This is a genomic window from Bordetella ansorpii (assembly GCF_900078705.1).
GTDB lineage: Bacteria > Pseudomonadota > Gammaproteobacteria > Burkholderiales > Burkholderiaceae_B > Bordetella > Bordetella ansorpii_A.
In genome coordinates this window covers 294,227-318,576 of sequence record NZ_FKIF01000010.1, presented here as the reverse complement: position 1 = coordinate 318,576, position 24,350 = coordinate 294,227, and the positions used below count along the sequence as shown (strand labels likewise).

The following is a 24,350-nucleotide window of genomic DNA, read 5'->3' as shown; positions in this document are numbered from 1 at the left end:
TTTTCCAGAAATAAGGATCACCATGAAAGCGCTAGTACTCAAGTCATTCGGCGGCCCGGACGCGTTCGAGCTTCTCGACGCCCCCAAGCCCCAGCCCCAGGCGGGCCAGATCCTGGTCCGGGTGCATGCCACCTCCATCAATCCCCTGGATTACCAGGTCAGGCGTGGCGACTATCCCGACCTGGTGCCGCTGCCTGCCATCACCGGGCACGACGTCTCCGGCGTCGTCGAAGCCGTCGGACCGGGCGTGACGGCTTTCTCCGTGGGAGACGAGGTCTGGTACACCCCGCAGATATTCCACGGGCCGGGGAGCTACGCCGAGTACCACGTGGCCGACGCCAGCATCGTCGGCAGGAAGCCCGCTTCGCTGAACCATCTCGAGGCGGCCAGCCTGTCCCTGGTGGGCGGAACGGCGTGGGAGGCCCTGGTGGTCCGCGCGGCGCTGAGAGTGGGGGAAAGCATTCTGGTGCACGGCGGCGCGGGGGGCGTGGGCCATGTGGCGATCCAGCTCGCAAAGGCCATCGGCGCCAGGGTGTACACCACCGTACGCGCAGCAAACTTCGACTTCGCACGAAAGATGGGCGCTGACGTGATGATCGACTACGAGAAGGAAGATTACGTCGAGGCCATCATGCGGCAGACGGAGGGACGCGGCGTCGACGTCGTGTTCGACACCATCGGCGGCAATACCCTGTCGCGCAGCCCCGACGTGCTCGCGCAGTTGGGCCGTGTCGTGTCGATCGTGGACATCGCCCAGCCGCAGAACGTCATCCAGGCCTGGGGCAAGAACGCGAGCTATCACTTCGTCTTCACGCGGCAACACCGCGGCAAGCTCGATGAGCTCGGCGCATTGGTGGAGCGCGGCCAACTACGGCCGCACGTGGGCGCCGTCTACTCGCTTGCCGATGTCCCGCTGGCCCACGCCCGGCTGGAAAGCCCCGACAACGGCCTGCAGGGAAAAATCGCCATCGCGGTCGACCCCGGGCTCATGCCGTAAGGGCAGGCTCGCCCACCCGCGCGTCCAGCAGCCTGGCGACACAAAGCTTCGCGAAGCCCGGATCCACCGGCACCGTATCGAACAGCAGCCGGTACGTGATCGGCGCCACGACGAAATCCAGCACGTCGTCCATGTCCGGCACGCCGCCCTCGCCACGCTGGTGCGCGCGATCCACGAACATCTGCAGATGCGCCCGCACGATGGTCGCGCACTGGCACGCGGGGCCGCTGTCGGTGGCGCTCATGCCGGCCATCACGTCGCGCAGCATCTGGCGGCCCGGCGCCGAGGTCATTTCCTCGACGTACCCTTGCGCCCACGCCTCCAGGTCGCTGCGGAACGATCCCGTATCCCCAGGATCGCCATCGGGATGGAACCGGTCGACCGCCACGTCGGCCAGCAAGGTCTGCAGGTCGCCCCATCGTCGATAGATGGTGGAAGGGGTGACCCCGGCTTGCGCCGCCACCAACGCCACCGTCACCTCCTCGCTGGACATTTCGTCCAGCAGGCTCTTTACTGCCTGATGCACCGACGCCTGCACGCGCGCACTGCGCCCGCCCGGCCGCACACCCTCTCGTATCGGCATGATGTGGACTCCTTGCGTCAAATCCGAACGCTTCTGGTGAATCTAAAGCTATTAAATTGCTTTAGTGAGAGTAATGATCTATGCTGCACTAAAGCAATTATCTAGCTTTTGACCGCCGGAGTGTCAATGAACGCCATCTACACCCCCGCTGCCTCCGCACGCGCACTCGCCGTCTACTCGTTGACCGCCGCGACATTCCTGGGTGCGTCCAGCGCTCCCACGCCGCTGTACCGGGTGTACCAGGAAACCTGGCACTTCTCTTCCGGCACGTTGACGCTGGTATTCGCCATCTACGCCTTCAGCCTGCTTGCCGCATTGCTGACCACCGGCCCGCTGTCCGACCATCTGGGCCGGCGGCCCGTGATCGTGGGCAGCATCCTGCTGAACATGCTGGCCCTGTCAATCTTCGCCGCCGCGGATGGCGCGCCGATGCTGCTGCTGGCGCGCGCGTTGCAGGGGCTGGCCACCGGCATGGCGATCAGCGCCCTGGGCGCCGGCCTGCTCGACGCCAGCCGCGAACGCGGTCCCCTGCTCAATTCCCTGGCGCCGTTGTTCGGCATGGGAATCGGCGCCCTGGGCGCCAGCCTGCTGGTGCAATACGCGCCCGCGCCGCTGCGCCTGACCTACCTGCTGCTGATCGTCCTGCTGGCCGCCGAAGCGCTGCTGGTGCTGAGGCTGCCGGAATCCGCAAGCCGCGTGCCGGGCCTGCTGGCCTCGATGCGCCCGCGCGTCCGGGTGCCGCCCGCGGCGCGCGGGGCCATGCTGCGTATCCTACCGGTCAACATCGCCCTGTGGGCGCTGGGCGGATTCTATTTATCGCTGGGGCCGACCCTGGCTCGCAGCGTCACGCATTCCGACAATATCGTGGTGGGCGGCTGGGTGGTATTCGCGCTGACGATGAGCGGCTTCGGGGCCATCGCCCTGCTGCGGGGATTGCCCACGCCTCGCCTGCTGATGACAGGATCGATCGCGCTGGCGGCTGGCCTGGTGGTGACGCTGACCGGTGTGCACCTGGATAGTGCCGCGCTGTTCTTCGCCGGCACCTGCCTGGCGGGCACCGGTTTCGGCGCGGCCTTCCAGGGCGCGTTACGGTCGGTCGTGCCGCTGGCGCAGCCCACCGAACGCGCGGGACTGGTGGCGGCGTTCTTCGTGCTGAGCTACCTGGCCTTCAGCCTGCCCGCGCTGCTGGCGGGTGTGATGGCGCATGAACTGGGCCTGCGGGCAACCACGGACCTTTATGGCGCCACGCTGATCCTGTTGGCGGTGTCGACGGCAGTGGCCAGCGGCCTGGGCAAGCGCGCAACCGCCTCGGGCTGAGGCCGCGGCGCGTCCCGCGCTCAGGAGGGCGAACCGCCGCCCTTTGCTTCCAGCGCATCCAGGCGGGCCTGCAACTGCTGCACCTGCTCGCCCAACTGATCGACGCGCATGCGGGCGCGCGCCAGCAGGTCGGTCTGCACCTCGAACTCTTCGCGGGTGACCAGGTCGAGCCGGGTGAACGTCTGCGTCATCATGGCGCGCGCGTTGCGCTCCAGGTCGGCGGCGGGGCTGCGGGCGATCAGATCGGACAGATTCTTCTGCAGGTCTTCCATCCACTGCGTGCGATTATTCATCATGGCTTTTCCTTCGGATGCTGGCGAACAACCGCCAGTGTAGAGCCTGACGCCCCGCTGTGCAGGCGCCGACGGTGATCTTCTGTGTCGCAGGCCCCAGGAAGGTGCCGATCGCCCCTCCTTGGCAAGCGACGGACAAAAAGAAAGCGGCCCGCCGAAGCGCCGCCGCCTTTCAAAAGCACAGGAGAAAAACCGAATCGCCGCAGCGATTCCTAGAAGCTGCCATCAGGCACACCCCTGGTTGGCCGGTTGCCCGGACCGTACTCGAAAACCTTTCGGTCATCGCGTGGGGACGATTCTTCATGAGTGCCGGACCCCACACAAGCGGCAGCTGTAATGCGCCGTATCAGCGGCGGGGGGCCGACGCCGTGGCCACCCCTGCAATTGGCTACAAATTCCCCCGCCAATACATACTTGGTTGCACCATGCCCTCTCGCCCGGGATGACGACCCAGAATGGTGCATCGCGGCGTGCACGCATGCCCCATATTGATGCATATATGCACGGATGCGACGCACCGCGATCCGGCCCGACACGATGGCACGGGCCAGCGGCGCGCCGAGCCCGGGCGTCATGAAGTTGGCATGCGTTTTGCTTAATAGCTGATGCCTACGCGCAACCATGAGAGGAAAAGCCATGAAACTCGTCATCGCCATCATCAAGCCATTCAAGCTCGACGAAGTGCGGGTGGCTCTGTCCGGCATCGGCGTCCAGGGACTGACCGTCACCGAAGTGAAAGGTTTCGGACGCCAGAAGGGCCATACCGAGCTGTACCGCGGCGCTGAATACGCCGTCGATTTTCTGCCCAAGCTTCGGGTGGAAGCTGCAGTGCCCGACCACCTGGTCGATCAGGTCATCGAAGCCATCGAGCAGGCCGCCCGCACCGGCAAGATCGGTGACGGCAAGATCTTCACTGCCCCGCTGGAGCAGGTCATTCGTATCCGAACCGGCGAATCCGGGGAAGCTGCGCTGTAAAGCACACAGAGAAAGACTCATTGGAGCCTATTAGAAATGGATAAAGCGGATATCTCCTGGTTGCTCGTCTCGACACTGCTGGTGTTGATGATGGCGGTCCCCGGCCTGGCACTGTTCTACGGCGGCCTGGTGCGCAGCAAGAACGTGCTGTCGGTGCTGATGCAGGTGCTGTGCACGTTCGCCCTGGGCGTCGTGCTGTGGTTCATCTACGGCTACTCGCTGGCCTTCACCGAAGGCAACGCCTTCTTCGGCGGCTTCTCGCGGGTGTTCTTCTCCGGCATGTTCACGCCGGCGGATGGTTCGTACGCCATGTCGGCCTCGCTGACCGAGATCCTATTCGCGTCGTTCCAGGCCACGTTCGCCGGCATCACCTGCGCGCTGATCGTGGGCAGCTTCGCCGAGCGCGTCCGCTTCTCCGCCGTGCTGGTCTTCACGGCGATCTGGTTCACGTTCGCCTACGTTCCCATCGCCCACATGGTGTGGTTCGTCTCGGAAACCGCGCCCGGCCTGATGAACGCCAAGGGCGCGCTGGACTTCGCCGGCGGCACCGTGGTGCACATCAACGCCGGCGTGGCCGGCCTGGTGGGCGCCTACGTGATCGGCAAGCGCGTCGGCTACGGCCGTGAAGCGATGCAGCCGCACAACCTGCCCATGACCTACATCGGCGCCATGCTGCTGTGGGTGGGCTGGTTCGGTTTCAACGCCGGTTCGTCGCTGGCCGCCAACGAAGGCGCCACGCTGGCCTTCTTCAACACGATGGTCGCCACGGCAGGCGCGGTGCTGGCCTGGACGCTGACCGAGTGGAGCCTGAAGGGCAAGCCCTCGATGCTGGGCGCCGCTTCCGGCGCGATCGCCGGCCTGGTCGGCATCACCCCGGCCGCCGGCCTGGTGGGCCCGGTGGGCGCGCTGGTGATCGGCGTGGTGGCGGGCGTGATCTGCGTGTGGGGTGTCAACGGCCTGAAGCGCATGCTGCGTGCCGATGACGCGCTGGACGTGTTCGGCGTGCACGGCGTGGGCGGCATCGTCGGCGCCCTGCTGACCGGCGTGTTCAACGCCAAGGCCCTGGGCGGCCCGGGCCTGGACAGCGTCGGCGCCATCGCCGGCCAGGTCTGGGTGCAGCTCGAAGGCGTGCTGCTGACCATCATCTGGTCGGGCATCGTGGCCTGGATCGCCTACAAGATCGCGGACATGCTGTGCGGCCTGCGTGTGCCGGAAGACCAGGAACGCGAAGGCCTGGACGTGACCAGCCACGGCGAGTCCGCGTACCACAGCTAAGCAGGAACACCAGAGGCGGGCACCATACGCCCGCCCTGCAGACCCCGGGGGAAAAAGCCGAAAAGGCTGAGCAGTACGGAACGGCGCCGCGAGGCGCCGTTCTTTTTGGGCTCGGGCGAAAGCGCGGGCTCAGGCCCGGGCGGGCCGGTGGCGAAGATGGATCAGCGGGTATGGCCTGCCCTGCCCGTCCTGTTCGGACCGGCCGATGGCCTGAAAGCCCAGCCGCTCGTAGAACCCGATGGCTTGGCCATTCTGCGCATTGACGTCGGTGTACAGGTCCGGATGCCGGAACAGCGCGTGCCGCACGAGCAAGCGGCCCACGCCGGCCCCGCGATGCGCCGGATCGACGAACAGGGCCTCCATGCGGTTGCCATCCAGCAGCATGAAGGCAATGGCGCGGTCCGCCGCGTCGACCGCCAGCTCCAGCGGCGCCCGCGGCAGGAAGGCCGCGACCTCGGCCTCGATGGCCTGGCGGTCTTCTGGGGCCAGGAAATGGTGCGTGGCATCCACCGCCCGCCGCCAGATGTCGAGCGCGCGCGGCGCATCCGCCGGGGTGGATTTGCGTAAGGAGATCATGGAAAGGGGCTACAGGCTTGCCTCGATCAGCCGGTCCGCGATCTCACGCAGATGTTTGGCGGGGCCGTCCGCGCCGAAGATCTGCCCCGATACGAACGTGCCTTCGAGCAGCAGCAGCAAGCCATCGCCCAGGGCCTGCGGATCACGCGCGCCCATGTCGCGCGCCATGTCCACCAGGCGCCTGCGCAGTTCGCGCTTGTGCGCGACGGCCACTTGCCGCGCCGGATGGTCTTTCTCGGGATACTCCACCACCGCATTGCTCAGGCCGCAGCCGCGATAGCAGCCCGGCGCCGTGGCGCGCGCGGTCAGGCCACCGAAATACGCCAGGATCTGCGCGCGCGGATCGCCGGGATGCGCGGCGGCAGCGGCATCCAGGCGGGCCCAGAACTCGCTCTCGTAGTCACGCAGATACGCCGCCGCCAGTTCGTCCTTGGACGAGAAGCTACGGTACAGGCTGGGCTTGGTGACGCCGGCCTCGGCCACGATGGCGTCCACTCCCACGGCGCGTATGCCCTGGTGATAGAAGAGCTGGCGCGCACTCTTGCGGATGCGGTCGGCCGCCGGCGCGGGACGCGGCGGGGCATCGGGAAGGGAGGCTTTGTTCGTCATGGAAGGCCCTGGAAAATGGCGCGCGGATCGCCCGAGCATAACAAGGCGGCGTTCTGCAATGCCCGTACGGGCGCGCGCCGGCACGGAATCGAAAATGCGCTTGACGGCGTTACTGACCGGTACGTACTATACGCCCCTCTTGATACGTACCGGTCAGTAACATGATCTTCCACCGCGCCGTTCCCCGCTTTGGCCAGCGCTATGCCTTCGTCGTGGTCGCCGTCATCTTCTTCGCCCTGCTGGTCTCGGCCGGCCTGCGCTCCACGCCCAGCGTGCTGCTGGTGCCGCTGGAAGAATCCTTCGGCTGGAGCCGCTCCTCGATTTCGCTGGCCGCCGCCATCGGCATCTTCTTCTACGGCCTGATGGGCCCGTTCGCCGCGGCGGCCATGGAGCGCTTCGGCCTGCGCCGCGTGCTGATCTGCGCCCTGCTGGTGATGTCGGCCTCCAGCGCCGCCAGCGCCTACATGACCGAGACCTGGCATCTGCTGGCCACCTGGGGCGTGTTCTCGGGCATGGCCTCGGGCGCGGTGGCCGTGGTGCTGGGCGCCACGGTGGTCAACCGCTGGTTCGTCCGCCGCCGCGGGCTGATGATGGGCCTGCTCACCGCCAGCACGGCCACGGGCAACCTGGTGTTCCTGCCGATCCTGGCCAAGCTGGCCTCGTCCGGCGACTGGACCCTCGTGGTCTGGGTGGTGGCCGCCGCCGCCCTGGTCATGGCGCCGTTGGCCTGGCTGCTGGTGCCCGACCGCCCCGCCGACGTGAACCTGGTGCCCTATGGCAGCGAGCCCGGCACCCTGCCCTCGGCCCCCGCGCCGCGCACCGGCATGGTGGCCGCCACCTTCGGCGTGCTGCGCCAGGCCGCGGGCAAGCGCGTGTTCTGGTATCTGTTCGCCACGTTCTTCGTGTGCGGCTTCACCACCAATGGCCTGATCGGCACCCACCTGATCGCGCTGTGCGGCGACCACGGCATCGCCGAGGTGCAGGCCGCCGGCCTGCTGGCGCTGATGGGCGTGTTCGACCTGGTGGGCACCACGGCCTCGGGCTGGCTGACCGACCGCTACGATCCGCGCAAGCTGCTGTTCACGTACTACGCGCTGCGCGGCCTGTCGCTGATGTATCTGCCCTACTCCGATTTCTCGTTCTACAGCCTGTCGATCTTCGCCATCTTCTACGGCCTGGACTGGATCGCCACCGTGCCGCCCACGCTGCGCCTGACCACCGACGCCTTCGGCGAGCGCGATGCCCCGGTGGTGTTCGGCTGGATCGTGGCCGGACATCAACTGGGCGCGGCCAGCGCGGCCTGGATGGGCGGCTTCGTGCGCGAAAGCACGGGCAGCTACCTGATGGCCTTCGTGCTGTCGGGCGCCACGGGCCTGGTGGCGGCGGTGATCGCGCTGATGATCCACCGCACGCCGCGTCCGCGGGTGCTGGCCGCCTGACGGGCCGGTCTCTTCACGCGGCCAGGCTGGCGGGGACGTCGACCCGCTCGACGCGGCCCGCCCGCATGTGCACGATGCGGTCGGCCACATGGAAATACCGGTCGTCGTGCGAGATCACCACCAACGACCGGCCTTGCGCGCGCAGCTCGGGCAGCAATTCGGTGTAGAAAAGATGACGGAAGGCCGGGTCCTGGTCGGCCGCCCATTCATCGAACACCAGCACCGGCCGGCCCTCCAGATAGGCATGGACCAGCGCCAGGCGCTTGCGCTGTCCGGTGGACAGGTCCACGGTGCTGAAGGCGCCCTCCCGGACCGTCACCTTGTGCGCCAGTTCCAGCCGCTGCAGATAAGGCCGGGCCGTTTCCGGCAGCGACTGCCGGTCGCCGGGCAGGTCCTCGAACAGGAAGAAATCCGACAGCACCGTGCCGAACAACTGCCGGTAGTCATCGCGCTCGCCGTGGCCCACCGGCCTGCCGTCCAACAGGACCGTGCCCTCGCTGGGCAGGTACAGGCCCAGCAGCAGCTTGATCAGCGTCGTCTTGCCTGAACCGTTGTCGCCCACGATGAACAGCAGCTCGCCCCGGCGCACGGTCAGGTCTATGGGTCCCAGCACGAAGCCCGGTGGACCGCCGTCGGACGCCGGGAAGGCATACGTCGCACCGCGCAGTTCGATGCCGCGCTCCATCGCGGGCTGGTGCTGTGCGCCGCCGCCCACGTCCATCGCGTGGTCCAGCGCCGCCTCGGGCGTGGCGAAGCGCGCCGCGAGATCGGCGATGCGCTGGAAGGCCACCTTGGCGCGGCCGATGCCGGGCAGCGCATTGACGATCTGATCCACCGGCCCCTTCAGGAACAGCAGCACCAGCACGAAGCCGCTGAGCACGCCCGGCTCGCTGCCACGCAGCGTGGCCCACCCCAGGATCAGCGCGATCAGCAGGAAGAACAGCGCCGACCCGAAGGCACGCGCGGTGACATAAGTGTTGATCGCCTTCCAGTTGATGTCGCGGATGCGGTCCACCGAGTCCGCCACCCCTTCGCGGTAGAGCCGGTCGCGGCGCTGCCGGTTCATCCGCAGTTCCTTGGCCCCCTCGCTGATGCCGCGATAGGCCTTGTGCAGGCTCTCCTCCATCTCGCGGGCCTTCCAGAAGCCGGCCATGCCGCGCGCCTGGTAGCGCAGCTGGCAGGCCGTGCCCAGCAACAGCATGCACAGCAACACGCCGAACATGGCGGGCGACAGCCAGGCGAGGTAGACCAGGCAGCCCAGCGCGGTCGCCAGTGCGATGACCGTGGACGACAAGGTGAACGCCACGTCGCTGATCATGTCCACATCCTGCGTCAGCACCGGCATGAGGCGGTGGGTGCGGTAGCGCTCCAGCGCATCGATGGGCGCGGACAGGATCTGGCGCGCCAGCATCTTGCGGACCTGCGCCACGAGCCGTTGCCCCACGAGGTTGGTGGAGATGTCGGAGACGGCCCGGCCCGCCAGCGCCAGCAGGCACAGCCCGATGAATACGTACAGCGCCTGCCCCTGCAAGGGACCGGACTGGTTGAGCACGTCGTTGATCGTGCCCAGCAGCGCCACGGTGGCCGCGCCGGCGGCGACGCCGCACACCGAGGACAGGACGATCCAGCCCAGGAAGGGACGCAGCAGTCCCGCCAGGCCACGGCGTTCGGACGGGCCCGCCTTGTCCGGGGGCCGCCGCCCTGCTGTCTCCGTGGCCGTCTCTTGCACAACCGTCATCACCCACTCCCAGACCGCGGCGCCGGTACGGCACTGCTCTCCTTACACAGGACGCACGAGCCCGCGAGATGTTTAGTCCCGCCCGCCGGGCGCCGGCCAGGCGACTAAACAAAATCCCATGGTCCGCGTCTTTCCATGACAGGCGCTCGCTGGTTGCCAGGCGCCGCCCTTGCCTAGGATGGACATGACTCTGCATCCCGACCTGGAAGCCTTCCTGGAAATGAGCCGGCGGGCATCCGCGCGCCCCATGACGGCGATGACGCCGGACGAAGCCCGGGCCGCGTACGACCGCTCCACGCTGGCGCTGGACACCGAAGCCCCGGAACTGCCCACCGAGATCCTGCGCGTGGCCTGCCGCGATGGCCACGCGATGCGGCTGCGCCGCTATCGCGGCGCCGCGCGGCAGCCCGCCCCCGTGCTGCTGTATTTCCATGGCGGGGGCTATGTGCTGGGCAGCCTGGAATCGCATCACTCGCTGTGCGCCACCCTGGCGCAACAGGCCTCGTGCGACGTGCTCGCGGTCGAATACCGGCTGGCGCCCGAACACCGTTTTCCCACGGCGTTCGAAGACGCCGAGGACGCCAGGCTGTGGCTGGACCGCGACGGCGCCGCGCTGGGCCTGGACACCGGGCGCGTGATCTACGGCGGCGACAGCGTGGGCGGCACCCTGGCCACCGCGCTGGCGCTGGCCGACCGCCTGGCCGGGCGGCCGCAACCCGCGCTGCAACTGCTGCTGTATCCCTGCGCGAGCGCCAGGCAGGACACGGCCTCGCATGCCACCTATGCCTGCGGCCATCTGCTCGAAGCCGAGGTGCTGCAATGGATGTTCAACCATTACCTGCGCAGCGCGCGGGACCGCGACGACTGGCGTTTCGCGCCGTTGCAGGCCACCGACCTGTCCGGGCTGGCGCCCGCGCGCCTTTTCCTGGCGCGCCACGATCCGCTGTGCGACGAGGGCCTGGCCTATGCGCGGCGCCTGCGCGAAGCGGGCGTGGACGCGCAGGTGCGGGTGTACGAGGACATGGTTCACGACTTCGCGCGATTGGGCAACATCGTGGAGCAGGCCGAGGAACTGCGCGCGGAACTGTCGGCCTGCCTGCGCCAGTGGCACGCGCGGGCCGTGCCTGCCGCGCCGGCCGGCCGGACGGCACTGGCCTGAACCATGGACATCATGCAAGCCGCCCCCTCCACCGCCGCCTCGCGCCAGCGGCACGCGCCGGACTGGATCTCCCATGCGTCGGGCCTGGTGCTGCATGCGGACATCCGGCCCGCGCGAGATGGCGCACGGATGCTGCGCATCGGCACCGGACAGGGTCCATGCAGCGTCTGGACATTGCATGCCGACGGCGCGACGGGCCAACTGCACTGCCAGGACGCCGCGCAGGACGAATCGCTGGCCGCGCATACGCTGGCCGCGCTGGATGCCGCCTTCGGACTGCACCCGACCCTGCGCAGCCTGAGCGTGCCGCGCGCGACGCAGCTCGCCCGGCAACTGGCCAGCGCCTCCTTCCCCGCGGCGGGGGATGCCCCGGCCGTCATCACGCGCGGCGCCCTGTGGCAACTGCCCGCGCTCTGGCTGCCCGCCGATGCGCCGCAGACGCCGTACGCCGAGCAATGGACCTGGACGGCAGGCCGGCGCCATCCCGCGCGCAGGCCGCAGCCGGCCGGCGTGGCGTACCGTCGCTACATTCCCTGGCTGCGCGGCACGCTGACCCTGCGCGCCGCCGACCCCGACGTGGACCTGCCCCACTTCCACCGCTGGATGAACGACCCGCACGTCGCGGCGTTCTGGCAGGAGAACGGCACCGAGGCCGAGCATCGCGCCTATCTCGAAAAGCTCGCCGCCGATGCGCATGCCGCGCCGCTGATCGTGGAACTCGACGGCGCGCCCTTCGCCTACGTCGAGACCTATTGGGCCCAGGAGGACCGCCTGGCCCCCTACTACGACGCCGATGATTACGACCGGGGCTGGCACGTGCTGGTGGGCGAGCCGGCGTTCCGCGGCAGGCCCTTCCTGACCGCATGGATGCCGTCGGTCTCTCATTACCTGCTGCTGGATGACTGCCGCACGCGGCGCCTGGTCATCGAGCCCAGGGCGGACAACGCCAGGATGATCAAGAGCCTGGGGCGCTGCGGCTACGCGATGCTCAAGGAGTTCGACTTTCCCCACAAGCGCGCGATGCTGGGCATGCTGCTGCGCGAGCGCTTCTTCTCGGATGCGCTCTGGATACCGGGCTGATGCCCGCCGCGGGAGAACGGCATTCCTGCCCGGACCCGCAATGACATAAGGACGAATCCATGCAAGTCCACGACGTCATCGGGGTCGGCTTCGGCCCGTCGAATCTCGCCCTGGCCATCACCCTGCGCGAGACGCCACGGGACGGCCGCCCCCTCAGTGCATGCTTCATCGAGAAACAGCGGAACTTCGCCTGGCACCGCGAAATGATGCTGGATCACGCCCACATGCAGATCTCGTTCCTGAAGGACCTGGCGACCATGCGCGATCCGCGCAGCCGCTTCACCTTCGTCAACTACCTGCACAGCAAGGGCCGGCTGGCCGATTTCATCAATCTCAAGACCTTCTTTCCCAGCCGCCGCGAGTTCAACGACTACCTGTCATGGGCCGCCTCGCATTTCGAGGACGAATGCGCCTATGGCGAAGAGGTGTTCGAGGTGCGGCCCGAGCCGCGCGACGGCCGGGTCGGACAGCTGCGGGTGCGCTCCCGCGATGCGCAGGGAAATGTGCGCGAACGGCTGGCGCGCAACCTGGTGCTGGGCATCGGCGGCAGCGCGCATATCCCCTCCTGCTTCGCCAGCCTGCCGGACGGGTCGCCCGTGTTCCATTCCAGCCGCTACCTGGGCTGCATCGACGCGCACGCGCGCGCCCGGCGCATCGCCGTGGTGGGGGCGGGGCAGAGCGCCGCGGAACTGTTCATGGACCTGCACGGCCGCCTGCCCGGCGCGCACGTGGACCTGATCATGCGCGGCCGGGCCATGCGGCCGTCCGACGACAGCCCCTTCGTCAACGAGATCTTCAACGCCGAGTTCACCGACTACATGTACCGACGCGATCCCGCCACGCGCGCCGCGCTGCTGGACGAGTTCTGGCACACGAACTACGCCGCCCCGGACCTGGACCTGGTGCAACGGATGTTCGCCGTGTTCTACGAGCAGAAGGTCTCGGGACAGCACCGCCACCGCCTGCTGCGCCGCCACGAGACGCGCGGCGCGCGGCGCGACGGCGCCGGCATCGAACTGGACCTGCGCGACCTGGACACGGGCGCGCCGCGCTCGGAACGCTACGACGCCGTGGTCCTGGCCACCGGCTATGCGCACGAACACCACAAGACCCTGCTGGCGCCGCTGTCGTCCCATCTGGGCGAACTGGCGGTGGACCGCAACTACCGAGTCGTGTCCGACGCCTCGCTGCAGGCCGGCATCTTCCTGCAGGGCGCCTGCGAAACCAGCCACGGCCTGAGCGACACGCTGCTGTCCGTCACCTCGATCCGCGCGAATGAGATCCTGGACGCGATGTTGCAACCGCCCCACAACCAAGCGGAATCCGTCCTGCAAAACGCCGCGGAAAGCCTCTAGGACGGCCCTTGCCCATAGGGTAAGTATCTATAAATATTTAATTGCAAATAAGAACCATACCTATTACTCTTCTTGAAGGAGTACAGCGATGACCCCAATGCCACCGCGTATGACCCCCGGATTCGGCTTGTCCGCCGCTGCAGCCGAGTTGGCGCGGCGGCATCGCGCCATGGCGGGACCTTACGTCCTCGGCACGAACCCCTTGCTGGCGAACCAGCAGGCCCGCGAATCCAGCGCTCGCAGCTATCCCCGGCGCATTCCGCTGGCGCTGCGCCAGGGCGCGGGCATCTATCTCGAAGACGTCGAGGGCCGCGTATTCATCGATTGCCTGGCGGGCGCCGGCACCCTGGCGCTGGGCCACAACCATCCGGTGATCACCGAGGCCATCCAGGCTGTGCTGGACAGCGGCGCGCCGTTGCACACCCTGGACCTCACCACGCCCACCAAGGACCGCTTCATGGCGGACCTGTTCGACATGCTGCCGGCCGGCATGGCCGCCGACGCCAAGGTGCAGTTCTGCAGCCCCAGCGGCTCCGACGCCATCGAGGCCGCGATGAAGCTGGTGCGCATCGCCACGGGGCGGGCCGGCATGGTGGCCTTCAGCGGCGCGTATCACGGCATGACGCAGGGCGCCCTCGCCATGATGGGCAGCCTGGGTCCCAAGCGCGCGCTGCACGGCATCCCGCAGAACGTGCAATTCGCGCCCTACCCCTATGACTACCGCTGCCCTTTCGGGCTGGGCGGCCAGGCCGGCGTGCGGGCCGGCCTGCATTACCTGGAGACGCTGCTGTCCGACCCCGAGAGCGGCGTGCCCACGCCGGCCGGCGTGGTGGTCGAGCCCGTCCAGGGAGAAGGCGGCGTCATTCCCGCTCCGGATGCCTGGCTGCGCGGCCTGCGCGACGCCACCGCGCGCCATGACGTACCGCTGATCGTCGACGAAGTACAGACCGGTTTCGGCCGCACCGGCCGCATGTTCGCGATCGAGCATGCAGGCGTCACGCCGGACGTGCTGGTCCTGTCCAAGGCCATCGGCGGCGCGCTGCCGCTGTCCGTCGTCGTCTACCGCGGCGGCCTGGACGCCTGGAAACCCGGGGCGCACGCCGGCACCTTCCGGGGCAACCAACTGGCGATGGCGGCGGGTTCGGCCGCCATGCGCTTCATCCGGGACGAGGGCCTGCCCCAGCACGCCGCCGACATGGGCGAGCGCCTGGCCGCGCACCTGCGCGCGCTGCGCGAAGACGTCCCCGCGCTGGGCGACGTGCGCGGCCGCGGCCTGATGCTGGGCGTGGAGATCGTGCAGGCCGACGCGCGCGGCGCGGACGGCCCTCCCGCGGCGGCGCCGGAACTGGCGCAACGCCTGCAGGCGCTGTGCCTGCGCCACGGACTCATCCTCGAGCTGGGAGGCCGCCACGGCAGCGTCGTGCGCTTCCTGCCCCCCCTGATCATCGATGCCTCGCAGATCGACGACGTGGCGCGCATCTTCGGCCATTGCGTCCGCCAGGCATGCGGACCGATCGTCAAGGACACCAAGGAACCGGCTGTACCCATGTAGTTCCCCTCAACACCATCGACCCACGACAATGACTCAACGGCTTAACACGCACAGAGCGGCGACGAACCGCCCCCTTCCCCACAGGACTTCCCTGGCGGTACGTGCCGCCCTCATGGGCCTGGCTTGCTTCCATGTGGGCGCCCAGGCGCAGAACGCCTCGGGCAGCGCCAACGTCACGCAGCTTCCGGCGGTGACCGTCACGGGCGACGTGGTCCCCCAGACGGCCACCGGCCCGGTGGACGGCTACGTGGCCCAGCGCAGCGCCACCGGCACCAAGACCGATACGCCCATCCTGGAGACGCCGCAGTCGATCTCGGTAGTGACCAAGGATGCCATGCAGACCCAGGGCACCCTGAACCTGGCCAATGCCGTGCGCTACACGTCCGGCATGAACACGGCGGCGTACGCCAACGGCGACGGCAACGCCTTCGATGCCTTCACCATGCGCGGCTTCGTCGTCAGCAACAGCGGATTGCTGCTCGATGGCATGCGGTTGCACTACAACATCCTGGATGCGCCCACCGACCCGTACGCCCTGGAACGCATCGACATCCTCAAGGGGCCGTCTTCCGTGCTTTACGGCCAGTCGGGTCCCAGCGGGGTGATCAATCTGGTGTCCAAGCGGCCCAGCGCGGAAAGCCACCACGAGATCGAAGTGCAGGGAGGCACGTACGACCGCCGCCAGATCGCCACCGATCACACCGGCGCGCTCAACGAGGATGGCACGCTGTCCTACCGCCTGACCGGCCTGTTCCGCGAAAGCCATACCTATCTCGACTTCAACCGTGACAACCGGGTCTTCATCGCGCCGGCCCTGAAGTGGCAGCCCAGCGCCGCGACCAGCCTCACGCTGCTGACCAGCTACTACAAGAACAAATCCGACGCCTACGCCGGACTGCCTTATTCCGGCACAGTGAAGAAGAATCCGCTGGGCGAACCCTCCGTCCACACAAACCTGGGCGACCCGAACTACAACTACTGGGACAGCTACAGCAAGTCCGTGGGCTACATCTTCGAACACAAGTTCAACGATGCCCTCGAAGTGCGCCAGAGCGCCCGCTACGGCGAATCGTCGCTGTACTACGGCTACCTGTTCCCCGCGGTCACCGGCGGCGCGCTGCCCGGCAACCGCACGGTCAACCGGCAGGCCATCCGCCGGCACGACGAGACCGACACGCTGACCGTCGACACCAACATGACGGGCCGCTGGCGCGCCCTGGGCGGCGAGCACACCACCCTGCTCGGCCTGGATTACGGGCGCAACCACTCGGACACGATGAACTATCGCGGCGCGGCGCCCCCGGTCGACCTGTTCGACCCGGTCCATGGCCTGCCCAACCTGCCGCCGTCCACACTCGCCTTGCGCAACAGCGACGTCGTGCGCTTCGAGCAGGTCGGCCTGTATGCGCAGCAGCAGAGCAAGTTCATGGACCGCTGGGTCGTCACGCTGGGCGGCCGCCAGGACTGGTCCGAGAACCGTGCCTACAGCCGCGTCACCAAGGTGGGCACGAAGCAGACCGACGACAAGTTCACCGGCCGCGCCGGGCTGACCTATCTGGCGCCTTACGGCATCGCGCCGTACGTCAGCTACACCCAGTCCTTCGAACCGGTGGGCGGCAGCGACGCCGGCGGCACCCCGTTCAAGCCGACCGAAGGCGAACAATACGAAGTGGGCGTGAAGTGGCAGCCCGATAACGGCAGGACGCTGGTCACCCTGGCGGCGTATCACCTGACGCAGCAGAACGTGCTGACCTCGGACCCGGACAACCAGGGCTTCCAGGTCCAGACCGGCGAGATCCGCTCCAAGGGCGTCGAATTGGAGGCCACCACCGAGATCATGCGCAACCTGCGCGTGCGCGGCGCCCTGACCTTCAACAGCAGCGAAATCACCAAGAGCAATACGGTTGGCCAGGTCGGTTTCCGCCCCGCGGATACGCCGATGCGCATGGCCTCGCTGTGGGTGGACTACAAGCTGCCGCCCGCGGTGCTCGGCGGCATGATGATGGGCGCCGGCGTGCGCTACATGGACGGCACGAACGACGTGCAGAACTCCGTCAAGACCTCGGGCTACACGGTCTACGACGCGATGCTGGGCTACGAGATCGAGAAGTGGCGCTTCACGCTGAACGTGCAGAACGTCTTCGACAAGAAGTTCCTGAGTTCATGCAACAACTTCTCGTGCTACTACGGCCAGCCCCGCACGGCCATGCTGTCGGCGCGCTACTCATGGTGAGTCCGGTTCCACGCCGGACGATGCCTGCGTGAGGCGCGAGGCCGGCCGCGCCGCACTGATCCTGCTGCACAGGTGGGTGGGATTGGTGCTGGCGGCCTTCCTGGTGGTGCTGGGGCTGACCGGCGGCATCCTGGCCTTCGAGGATGAGCTGGATGCCTGGCTCAGCCCGCAGTTGCGGCTGGCCGAGCCGCCCGCCCCCGGCAGCCCCATGCTGGACGCGGATGAACTGGCCTATCGTGCGCAAGCGGCCTTGCCGCGGGCGCAGATCAGCCAGTTGCCCTTGCAGCGGCCCCCCGGCCGGTCGGTGCGGATGCGGGTGTATCCGCGCGTGGACCCCGGCACGGGCCGGCCCTTCGTCCTGGACTACAACGAAGCCTTCTTCGATCCCTACGACGCACGCCTGCTGGGCACCCGCATGTGGGGCGAACTGCAATGGGACCGCACCGCCCTGGTCGGCTTCGTGTACCGGCTGCACAGCATGCTGGCGCTGCCCCCCTCATGGGGCCGGCTGCTGCTGGGCGTCCTGGCGCTGGTCTGGACCCTGGATTGCGTGGTCGGCCTGCTGCTGACCTTTCCCCGGAGCCGGCCGGGTCGAGGCGTGCGGTTACGGGCCTGGTTCTCGCGGTGGATGCCGGCATGGAGCGTCAAGTTCGGCGCCAGCCTGTTCCGCCTCAACCTGGACCTGCATCGGGCCAGCGGACTCTGGCTATGGCTGTTGCTGCTGATGTTCGCATGGTCCAGCGTGATGTTCACGTTGCGCGATCAGGTCTATCTGCCGGTGATGTCACGCCTGGTGACCTTCAACGATCCCCTGCGGAGCATGCCGGCCCGGCCTGGCGGCGCGATGGCCGGCACGATGGACTGGACGGCGGCGCTGCAGGCCGGCCGGGCGCACGCGCGAGCGCTGGCGCGGCGGCACGGCTGGCGCATCCAGGAGGAGACCCTGCTGGCGCTGGCCCGGCCCAAGGGCGTCTACAGCTATTGGATCCACACCGACCTGGACATCCGGGACGGCGACGGCGCCACCGGCGTGGTGTTCGACGCGGCCTCGGGCGCGCTGACCGGGGTCGTGCTGCCCCGAGACCCCACGGCCGCCGGCAATGCCTTCAACCAGTGGATGTACGGCCTGCACATGGCCCAGGTGTTCGGCCTGCCCTATCGCATCCTGGTGTTGCTGGCGGGGCTGGCCACGGCGATGCTCAGCGTGACCGGCGTCATCATCTGGTGGAGAAAGCGCGCCGCGCGCAGGCATGCGGCCCGGGCGGCTGCCTCGGCGGCCGCCCGGCGCATCGCCCGCTAGGGCCTGTTGACGCGCAAAGGCCCTAGGACAGCGCGGCAGTACGGCAACCCTGCGCCATGACTTCCAGTTCCTCGCGATAGCTGTCCGCCAGGCTTTGCATCGTCGCGGCCTGGAATACGCGCTTGCTGTAGACGCAGCGCACGGTGAGCTGGCCGCCGTGGATACTGCCGACGACCTCGATCCAGTTGGCCAGCGGTCCTTCGGGGCCGCGTTCCGCGCCCGCGCTCTCCCGCGCCACCGCGAATTCCGATTCGGCGCCCAGCGCCTGGTCGAACTGACCGAGATAGTTGAACGTGAGGCGCGCCGGCCCGGCCAGCCCGCCGGGTCCGCCGAAGGGGATTTCCCGCGCCGTGGACAGATAGCGCAGCACGCCGTAGCCCAGGCCGTTGGCGGGCAGGCCGCGCAGCGTCCGGCGCACCGCGTCCAGCGTCTGCCGCGCGGAGCCCGACAGCCCCCCCGACAGACGCACGGGATAGGCGGTGGTGAACCACCCCACGGTCCGGCTGAAATCCAGTCCGGCCGCATCGCCTTCCCGGCCATGCCCCTCCAGGCAGATCGCGTGGCTGTCGCCGCCGGTCCAGCGCGATAGCGCGCGCGCCAGCGCGGACAGCAGCAGCTCGTTGATGTTGGCTCCGAAAGCCGCGGGCGCGTCGCGCAGCAGACTGTCGGTCGCGGCCTCGTCCAGCCGCAGCCGCACCGACGCCACGTCGCGCACCAGGTTCGGCGCGCTGGGGTCGTCACGCGGAATCTCGGTGACGTCTCGCGTCTGCGCCGCCCACAGCGGCATCTCGCGCGCCAGCTCGCCCGATGCCGCCAGGCGATGCAGATGCGACGTCCAGGCCTGGTACGACGACGTGCGCGCGGCCGGCGCGGGCGCCCTGCCCGCGCGCAGCTGGCCGTACCATGTCTGGAGGTCATCCAGCAGAATGCGCCATGACACGCCGTCGACGATCAGGTGATGCGCGGCCAGCAGCAGGCGCGCGGTGCCGTCGGGCAGGCGCATGAGCACGGCCCGCCAGACCGGCCCGCCCGCCAGGTCCAGGCTGCGCTGCGCGTCCTGCGCCACCGCCGTCACCTGGCTGGCGTCGTCCAGGCCGCGCACCCACAGCGGGTCGCCCGCCGATTGCGGCGGCTCGTAGTACTGCCGCCATGCCCCCTGCGCATCGCGCACGAAACGCATGCGCAGGGCATCGTGCTGCCGCTGCAGCCATCCCAAGGCCTGCCGCAGGGCGGCCACGTCGATGTCCGCCGCCGAGCGCAGCATGACGGACTGGTTGTAGTGGTCGCGCTGCGCGATGTCCTCGTGCAGGAACCAGTGCTGGATGGGCAGCAGCGGCACGTCGCCGGCCGCGGCCTCTTCCTGGCGCGACACGGCCGGCGGCCCGGCCTGCGGCGCCTGCTCGCAGATCGCACGCACCGTCTGCAGCCGCATCAGGTCGCGCAGCTTCAAGGCCAGGCCCAGCCCGCTGGCGCGAACCTGCGAAATGACCTGGAGGCTGAGAATGGAATCGCCGCCGATCTCGAAGAAGTTGTCCAGCGCGCCGACCCGGGGCAGGCCCAGCACGCGCTCCCAGATTCCCGCCAGCGCGCGCTCGGCATCGTTGCGCGGCGCCTCGTAGCCTGCGTTGGCGCGGGGTTCGGGCAGCGCGGCGCGGTTGAGCTTGCCGCTGATCAGGCGCGGCAGCGTCTCCAGCGGCACGACGTGCGCGGGCACCATGTGGGCCGGCAGCTCGGCCGTCAACTGGCGGCGTACCTGCTCGGACAACGGCTGTCCGGACAGGCCGGGCCGCGGCACGACATAGGCCACCAGTTGCGGTCCGCCGCCGTCGCGGCGGGCGATGACGGCCACCTCCGCCACGCCCTCGACGGCGCGGGCACGGCTTTCGATCTCGCCGGGCTCGATGCGGAACCCTCGGATCTTCACCTGCTCATCCGCCCGCCCCAGGTACTCGATGTTGCCATCCTCCCGCCAGCGCGCCAGGTCGCCGGTACGGTACATGCGGCCGCCAGGGACGTAGGGATCCGCGACGAAGCGCTCGGCCGTCAGCGGCGCCCGGCCCAGGTAGCCCCGGGCCAGCCCGTTGCGGCCCATGTAGAGTTCGCCCACGACGCCGCGCGGCACCAGCGCCAGGTCCCGGTCCAGGATATAGGCATCCCGTTCTCCCACCGGCCGGCCGATGGGCGCGCAGGCGCAATCGAAAACGGCATCGGCCGGCGCCTTCCAGATCAGGGGCGTGACCACGGTCTCCGTGGGCCCGTAGCCGTTGATGAACCACTGCGGCCTCAACGCCTGGCTGGCGCGCTCGAAGCCGCCCTTGGTCATCGCCTCGCCGCCGAACACATAGAGCCGCATCGGCGGCGCCTGGCCACACAGGCGCGCCCATTCCGCCAGTTGCCCCAGATAGGCGGGAGGAAAGGCCGCCTGCGTCGCGCCATGGCGCACCAGCGCGTCGTGCGTCTGCTCGGCGGTCCAGACCTCGTCGTCGCGCAGGGCCAGGCTGGCGCCCACGCACAGTGGGGTGAGCCAGCGCTCATGGGCCCCGTCGAACGACAGGGACATGAAGTGGAACTCGCAATCGTCCTCGTCCATGCCATACACGCGCGCGGTGGCCGGGCAGTGCATGGACATCTGCCCGTGCGGCACCGCCACGCCCTTGGGCGCCCCGGTCGAACCCGAGGTATAGATGACGTAGGCCAACTGCTCCGGATGCACCGGCAGGCCGGGATCCGTGTCCGGCCAGGCCGCCAGGTCGAGCGCGTCGATATCCACCACGGCCGCGCACCCCAGCGCGCGCATGCGTTCGGCCAGCGCGCACTGCGTCAGCAGCAGCGTGACCGCGCTGTCGCGCAGGAGATACTGCAGCCGGTCGGCGGGATAGGCCGAATCGAGCGGAACATAGGCGCCGCCGGCCTTGAGCACGCCCAGCATCGCGGCGAAGGCGTCGAACGAGCGCGTCATCGCCACGCCGACCCGCACGTCGGGCCCCACGCCGGCCGCGGCCAGGTAATGGGCAATGCGATTGGCACGGGCATTCAGCTCGCCATAGCTGATCTGCGCATCGTGCAGGGCCAGCGCGCGCCGTGACGGACGTTGGGCGGCATGCCGTTCGAAGTGCGCATGCAGCGCGGGGGGGACGCCGGCCCCGGGCTCGCCCCGGCCCAGCGCCAGCAACGCCTCGGCGTCCGCTGGCGGCAGTATCCGCAGGTCGCGCAGCGGCACGTCCGGCTGGCTGGCCATCAGGCCCAGCAGATGGAACATCTGGCCCGCCAGCGCCTCGGCCTGCGCGGCGCTGAAATGCCTGTGCTGGTAAATGAACTTGATGAACAGCGTGCTGCCGAGATGGACCTCGACGTCCATCGGGTAGGTGGTGACGTCCAGCGCCGACGGACGCTCGAAACGCAGTTCTCCCTGGGCGCCGCCCAGCGCCGCATCCACCGGGTAGTTCTCGAAGACGACGATGCTGTCGAACAGGCCGCCCTGCTGGCCGGACCATCGCTGGATCTGGTTCAAAGGCGTCTGCTCGTGCTCGCGCATGGCCGCGTTGGCCGACTGCAGGCCACGCAGCCAATCGCCCAGCGCCTGTCCGCCCGCCGTATCCACCACGACGGGCAGGGTATTGATGAAGAGCCCGACCATGCTGTCGGCGCCCGGCAGATCCATCGGACGGCCCGCGACCGTCGCGCCGAAGGCCACGACGTCCTGCCCGCAGTAGCGGGACAACAGCAGGGCCCACGCCCCCTGCACCAGCGTGTTGGGCGTGATACGTTCGCGCCGCGCGCAGGCCAGCAACCGCGCCGTGGCCTGCTCATCCAGGCGTTGCCGCACTTCGCCATGGCCGGAAGCCTCCGGCCGCTGTCCCCCCAGCGCGGCCGCCAGCAGCGACGGCGTCGGCAGGGGCGCGATGGCGGCCTTCCAGTAGGCTTCGCTGGCCGCGGCGTCGCGCTGCCGCAGCCACGCGATGTAATCGCGGTACGGTGCGCTGGCCGGCCGCCGCGCGCGGCGTGAATAGTGCTCCAACACCTCGCCCAGCACCGCCGACATGCTCCAGCCGTCCATCAGCAGGTGATGGCGCGTCCATACGAACTCGTGGCGGTCGTCGGCGGTACGCACCAGCGACCAGCGCATCAACGGAGGTTGCAGCAGGTCGAAGGGACGGCGCTGCCGCCGCGCATGCTCTTCCAACGCAGCGTCCAGGCCGGCATGCCCGCGCCAGTCGTGCCCTTCGACCTCGACCCGCACGTCGCGCGCCACCCATTGCAGCGCCTGCCCGTGGCGATCGGCCGGGATGAAGCCGGTGCGCAACACGTCGTGGCGATCCACCACGGCCTGCCACGCCGCGCGGAAACGCTCGGCGTCCAGGCCGCCGATGCCCAGGCGCAGTTGCGTGACGTAGGCCGCGCCCTCCTGGTCGTCCAGGCTATGGAACAGCATGCCCGCCTGCATGGGCGACAGCGGGTAGAGGTCCGCCACGCGCGCGGGCGCCAGGGGCAGGCCGTCCAGCCGCGCCTGCGGCACGCTCGCCAGGGGAAAATCGGCGGGGGTATGGCCCTGCGGGCCCTCGCTGCAGTGCGCCACCACGGCCAGCAACTCGCGCTGGAACGCCTGCACCCACGCCGCGACCGTCTGCCGGGCGTGGCGTCGCGGGTCGAAGCGGACGGACATCTGCAGGGCGCCGCGGTAGACGCGTCCGCTGACGCCGATCTCATGCATGCTGGCCGACCCCGGGTCCATGGCGGGCCCCGCGTCCTCCGAGGCGGGTTCCCAGGGCGAGGTGTCGTCGAAACTCGCGTCGAACTGGCCAAGATAGTTGAACACCACCGCGGGCCGCGCGGCGGTGCGCAGGGCGTCGCGCTGGGCCGGCGTGCCGAAGCGGCTCAGCAGGCCATAGCCCGCCCCGCCGGCGGGCACGTTGCGCAGCGTCTCTTTCACCCGCTTGATGGCATCGCCCAGGTCTCCGTGCGCCGCCAGGCAAACGGGATACAGCCTGGTGAACCAGCCGACGGTGCGCGAGAGATCGCCGGCATCGCCGGCGCCGTCACGGCCATGGCCCTCGATGTCCAGCACGACGCGGTCGCGACCTGTCCAGCCGTTCAAGGCGCGGGCCAGCGCGGTCAGCAGCAGCTCATGCACCTGCGTGCGGTAGGCCGCCGGCGCGCGGGCCAGCAGCGCCTGGGTGGACGCCACGTCCAGCGAGAACTGCTCGGTGCGCAGCGCGCCGGCCCGGCTTCGCACCGCGGGATCTGCGCCGGGCGGCGGCTCGATCGCCGCGAGCGTGCCGCGCCAGTAATCGAGTTCGCCCGCATGATCCTGGACGTGGCCATGCAGCCAAGTCGTCCATGCCTTGTAGGAGGCGCCTGGCTGCGGCAGGTCGACGGCGTTTGCCGCCAGACACTGCCCATAGGCCATCGCCAGGTCTTCCAGCAGCACGCGCCACGACACGCCATCGACGGCCAGGTGATGGATCGCCAGCAGCAGGCGGCCCGAGCCATCGTCCAGGCGCAGCCATGCCGCCCGGGCCAGCGGGCCGTGCTCCAGGTCCAGGCTGCCCTGCACCTGCTGGCAGGCCTGGCTCAGCTGAGCCGCGCAGCCCGCGTCATGCACCCACAGCGCGTCTCCGGCCCCGGCCCCGGCCTCGGCATAGAATTGCGCCCATTCGCCGTCGGCGCCGCGCCGGTAGCGCAACCGCAGCGCGTCGTGCCTGGCGGCCACCGCGCTCCAGGCGCGCCGCATCGCATCCACGTCGACCGGCCCACGCGGCTTCAGCAACAGCGCCTGGTTCCAATGGTGCCGGGCAGGCACGTCCAGGTCGAAGAATGCCGCCTGCAGGGGCGACAGGGGAACCGCCCCCGCCGCGCAGTCCCGCGGCGC

16 protein-coding genes and 1 pseudogene are annotated in these 24,350 nt (G+C 69.0%); 11 read left to right on the top strand and 6 right to left on the bottom strand.

Annotated features, from left to right (window positions below; genetic code table 11):
* The first annotated feature begins 22 nt into the window (after nucleotides 1–22).
* Nucleotides 23–997, top strand: coding sequence for a zinc-dependent alcohol dehydrogenase family protein (locus A6745_RS25780; RefSeq protein ID WP_066133876.1), 975 nt, complete (start codon nucleotides 23–25; stop codon nucleotides 995–997).
* Here A6745_RS25780 and A6745_RS25775 read toward each other — a convergent pair.
* Nucleotides 987–1,580 (bottom strand): TetR/AcrR family transcriptional regulator, encoded by a 594-nt coding sequence (locus A6745_RS25775; protein WP_066133873.1) that lies wholly within the window; start codon nucleotides 1,578–1,580, stop codon nucleotides 987–989. The two genes, A6745_RS25780 and A6745_RS25775, sit on opposite strands and share 11 nt — an antisense overlap.
* A gap of 126 nt (nucleotides 1,581–1,706) precedes the next feature.
* On the opposite strand from A6745_RS25775, the gene A6745_RS25770 reads away from it, so the two are divergent.
* The gene (locus tag A6745_RS25770) at nucleotides 1,707–2,897 is read left to right on the top strand and encodes an MFS transporter (RefSeq protein WP_066133870.1); all 1,191 of its coding nucleotides are present in this window, start codon (nucleotides 1,707–1,709) and stop codon (nucleotides 2,895–2,897) included.
* A gap of 20 nt (nucleotides 2,898–2,917) precedes the next feature.
* On the opposite strand, the gene A6745_RS25765 is transcribed toward A6745_RS25770, so the two are convergent.
* Entirely contained in the window at nucleotides 2,918–3,190 is a 273-nt protein-coding gene (locus A6745_RS25765) for an accessory factor UbiK family protein (protein WP_066134846.1), read from the bottom strand.
* 636 nt (nucleotides 3,191–3,826) lie between these two features.
* Here A6745_RS25765 and A6745_RS25760 point away from each other — a divergent pair.
* Both A6745_RS25760 and amt read left to right on the top strand, forming a co-directional pair.
* On the top strand, nucleotides 3,827–4,165 hold the full coding sequence (locus A6745_RS25760; protein WP_029579579.1) for a P-II family nitrogen regulator: 339 nt from the start codon (nucleotides 3,827–3,829) through the stop codon (nucleotides 4,163–4,165).
* A 36-nt stretch (nucleotides 4,166–4,201) separates the two neighbouring features.
* Nucleotides 4,202–5,440, top strand: a complete 1,239-nt coding sequence (gene amt / locus A6745_RS25755) for an ammonium transporter (protein ID WP_066133867.1) — start codon at nucleotides 4,202–4,204, stop codon at nucleotides 5,438–5,440.
* A gap of 129 nt (nucleotides 5,441–5,569) precedes the next feature.
* Here amt and A6745_RS25750 read toward each other — a convergent pair whose 3' ends face one another.
* Together A6745_RS25750 and A6745_RS25745 are read right to left on the bottom strand one after the other, a co-directional pair.
* Nucleotides 5,570–6,016, bottom strand: a complete 447-nt coding sequence (locus A6745_RS25750; RefSeq protein ID WP_066133864.1) for an acetyltransferase — start codon at nucleotides 6,014–6,016, stop codon at nucleotides 5,570–5,572.
* Between the two features lie 9 nt (nucleotides 6,017–6,025).
* Entirely contained in the window at nucleotides 6,026–6,625 is a 600-nt protein-coding gene (locus tag A6745_RS25745; RefSeq protein ID WP_066133861.1) for a TetR/AcrR family transcriptional regulator, read from the bottom strand.
* A gap of 161 nt (nucleotides 6,626–6,786) precedes the next feature.
* On the opposite strand from A6745_RS25745, the gene A6745_RS25740 reads away from it, so the two are divergent.
* The gene (locus A6745_RS25740) at nucleotides 6,787–8,064 is read left to right on the top strand and encodes an MFS transporter (RefSeq protein ID WP_066133859.1); all 1,278 of its coding nucleotides are present in this window, start codon (nucleotides 6,787–6,789) and stop codon (nucleotides 8,062–8,064) included.
* Nucleotides 8,065–8,077: 13 nt separating this feature from the next.
* On the opposite strand, the gene A6745_RS25735 is transcribed toward A6745_RS25740, so the two are convergent.
* Nucleotides 8,078–9,802, bottom strand: coding sequence for a cyclic peptide export ABC transporter (locus tag A6745_RS25735; protein ID WP_066133856.1), 1,725 nt, complete (start codon nucleotides 9,800–9,802; stop codon nucleotides 8,078–8,080).
* A 184-nt stretch (nucleotides 9,803–9,986) separates the two neighbouring features.
* On the opposite strand from A6745_RS25735, the gene A6745_RS25730 reads away from it, so the two are divergent.
* From A6745_RS25730 to A6745_RS25705, 6 genes are all read left to right on the top strand, one after another.
* A complete protein-coding gene (locus tag A6745_RS25730; RefSeq protein WP_066134843.1) occupies nucleotides 9,987–10,961 on the top strand; it encodes an alpha/beta hydrolase in 975 nt (324 codons plus the stop codon).
* Between the two features lie 3 nt (nucleotides 10,962–10,964).
* Complete coding sequence (locus tag A6745_RS25725; protein ID WP_066133853.1) at nucleotides 10,965–12,041, top strand: GNAT family N-acetyltransferase; 1,077 nt, start codon at nucleotides 10,965–10,967, stop codon at nucleotides 12,039–12,041.
* A gap of 59 nt (nucleotides 12,042–12,100) precedes the next feature.
* On the top strand, nucleotides 12,101–13,396 hold the full coding sequence (locus A6745_RS25720; RefSeq protein ID WP_066133850.1) for a lysine N(6)-hydroxylase/L-ornithine N(5)-oxygenase family protein: 1,296 nt from the start codon (nucleotides 12,101–12,103) through the stop codon (nucleotides 13,394–13,396).
* A 127-nt stretch (nucleotides 13,397–13,523) separates the two neighbouring features.
* Nucleotides 13,524–14,948, top strand: a complete 1,425-nt coding sequence (locus tag A6745_RS25715) for a diaminobutyrate--2-oxoglutarate transaminase (protein ID WP_231886090.1) — start codon at nucleotides 13,524–13,526, stop codon at nucleotides 14,946–14,948.
* Between the two features lie 112 nt (nucleotides 14,949–15,060).
* Entirely contained in the window at nucleotides 15,061–17,181 is a 2,121-nt protein-coding gene (locus A6745_RS25710) for a TonB-dependent siderophore receptor (protein WP_066133843.1), read from the top strand.
* A 28-nt stretch (nucleotides 17,182–17,209) separates the two neighbouring features.
* Nucleotides 17,210–18,481: a PepSY-associated TM helix domain-containing protein gene (locus tag A6745_RS25705; RefSeq protein ID WP_066133840.1), complete on the top strand. Its 1,272-nt coding sequence runs from the start codon at nucleotides 17,210–17,212 to the stop codon at nucleotides 18,479–18,481.
* Between the two features lie 22 nt (nucleotides 18,482–18,503).
* On the opposite strand, the pseudogene A6745_RS29765 reads toward A6745_RS25705, so the two are convergent.
* Nucleotides 18,504–24,317 (bottom strand): annotated as a pseudogene (locus A6745_RS29765) (amino acid adenylation domain-containing protein); the annotation flags it as partial.
* Nucleotides 24,318–24,350 lie beyond the last annotated feature (33 nt).

Coding starts and splice junctions, on each gene's coding strand:
- A6745_RS25780 (WP_066133876.1), top strand. CDS start 23: ATGAAAGCGCTAGTACTCAAGTCATTCGGCGGCCCGGACGCGTTCGAG.
- A6745_RS25775 (WP_066133873.1), bottom strand. CDS start 1,580: ATGCCGATACGAGAGGGTGTGCGGCCGGGCGGGCGCAGTGCGCGCGTG.
- A6745_RS25770 (WP_066133870.1), top strand. CDS start 1,707: ATGAACGCCATCTACACCCCCGCTGCCTCCGCACGCGCACTCGCCGTC.
- A6745_RS25765 (WP_066134846.1), bottom strand. CDS start 3,190: ATGAATAATCGCACGCAGTGGATGGAAGACCTGCAGAAGAATCTGTCC.
- A6745_RS25760 (WP_029579579.1), top strand. CDS start 3,827: ATGAAACTCGTCATCGCCATCATCAAGCCATTCAAGCTCGACGAAGTG.
- amt (WP_066133867.1), top strand. CDS start 4,202: ATGGATAAAGCGGATATCTCCTGGTTGCTCGTCTCGACACTGCTGGTG.
- A6745_RS25750 (WP_066133864.1), bottom strand. CDS start 6,016: ATGATCTCCTTACGCAAATCCACCCCGGCGGATGCGCCGCGCGCGCTC.
- A6745_RS25745 (WP_066133861.1), bottom strand. CDS start 6,625: ATGACGAACAAAGCCTCCCTTCCCGATGCCCCGCCGCGTCCCGCGCCG.
- A6745_RS25740 (WP_066133859.1), top strand. CDS start 6,787: ATGATCTTCCACCGCGCCGTTCCCCGCTTTGGCCAGCGCTATGCCTTC.
- A6745_RS25735 (WP_066133856.1), bottom strand. CDS start 9,802: ATGACGGTTGTGCAAGAGACGGCCACGGAGACAGCAGGGCGGCGGCCC.
- A6745_RS25730 (WP_066134843.1), top strand. CDS start 9,987: ATGACTCTGCATCCCGACCTGGAAGCCTTCCTGGAAATGAGCCGGCGG.
- A6745_RS25725 (WP_066133853.1), top strand. CDS start 10,965: ATGGACATCATGCAAGCCGCCCCCTCCACCGCCGCCTCGCGCCAGCGG.
- A6745_RS25720 (WP_066133850.1), top strand. CDS start 12,101: ATGCAAGTCCACGACGTCATCGGGGTCGGCTTCGGCCCGTCGAATCTC.
- A6745_RS25710 (WP_066133843.1), top strand. CDS start 15,061: ATGGGCCTGGCTTGCTTCCATGTGGGCGCCCAGGCGCAGAACGCCTCG.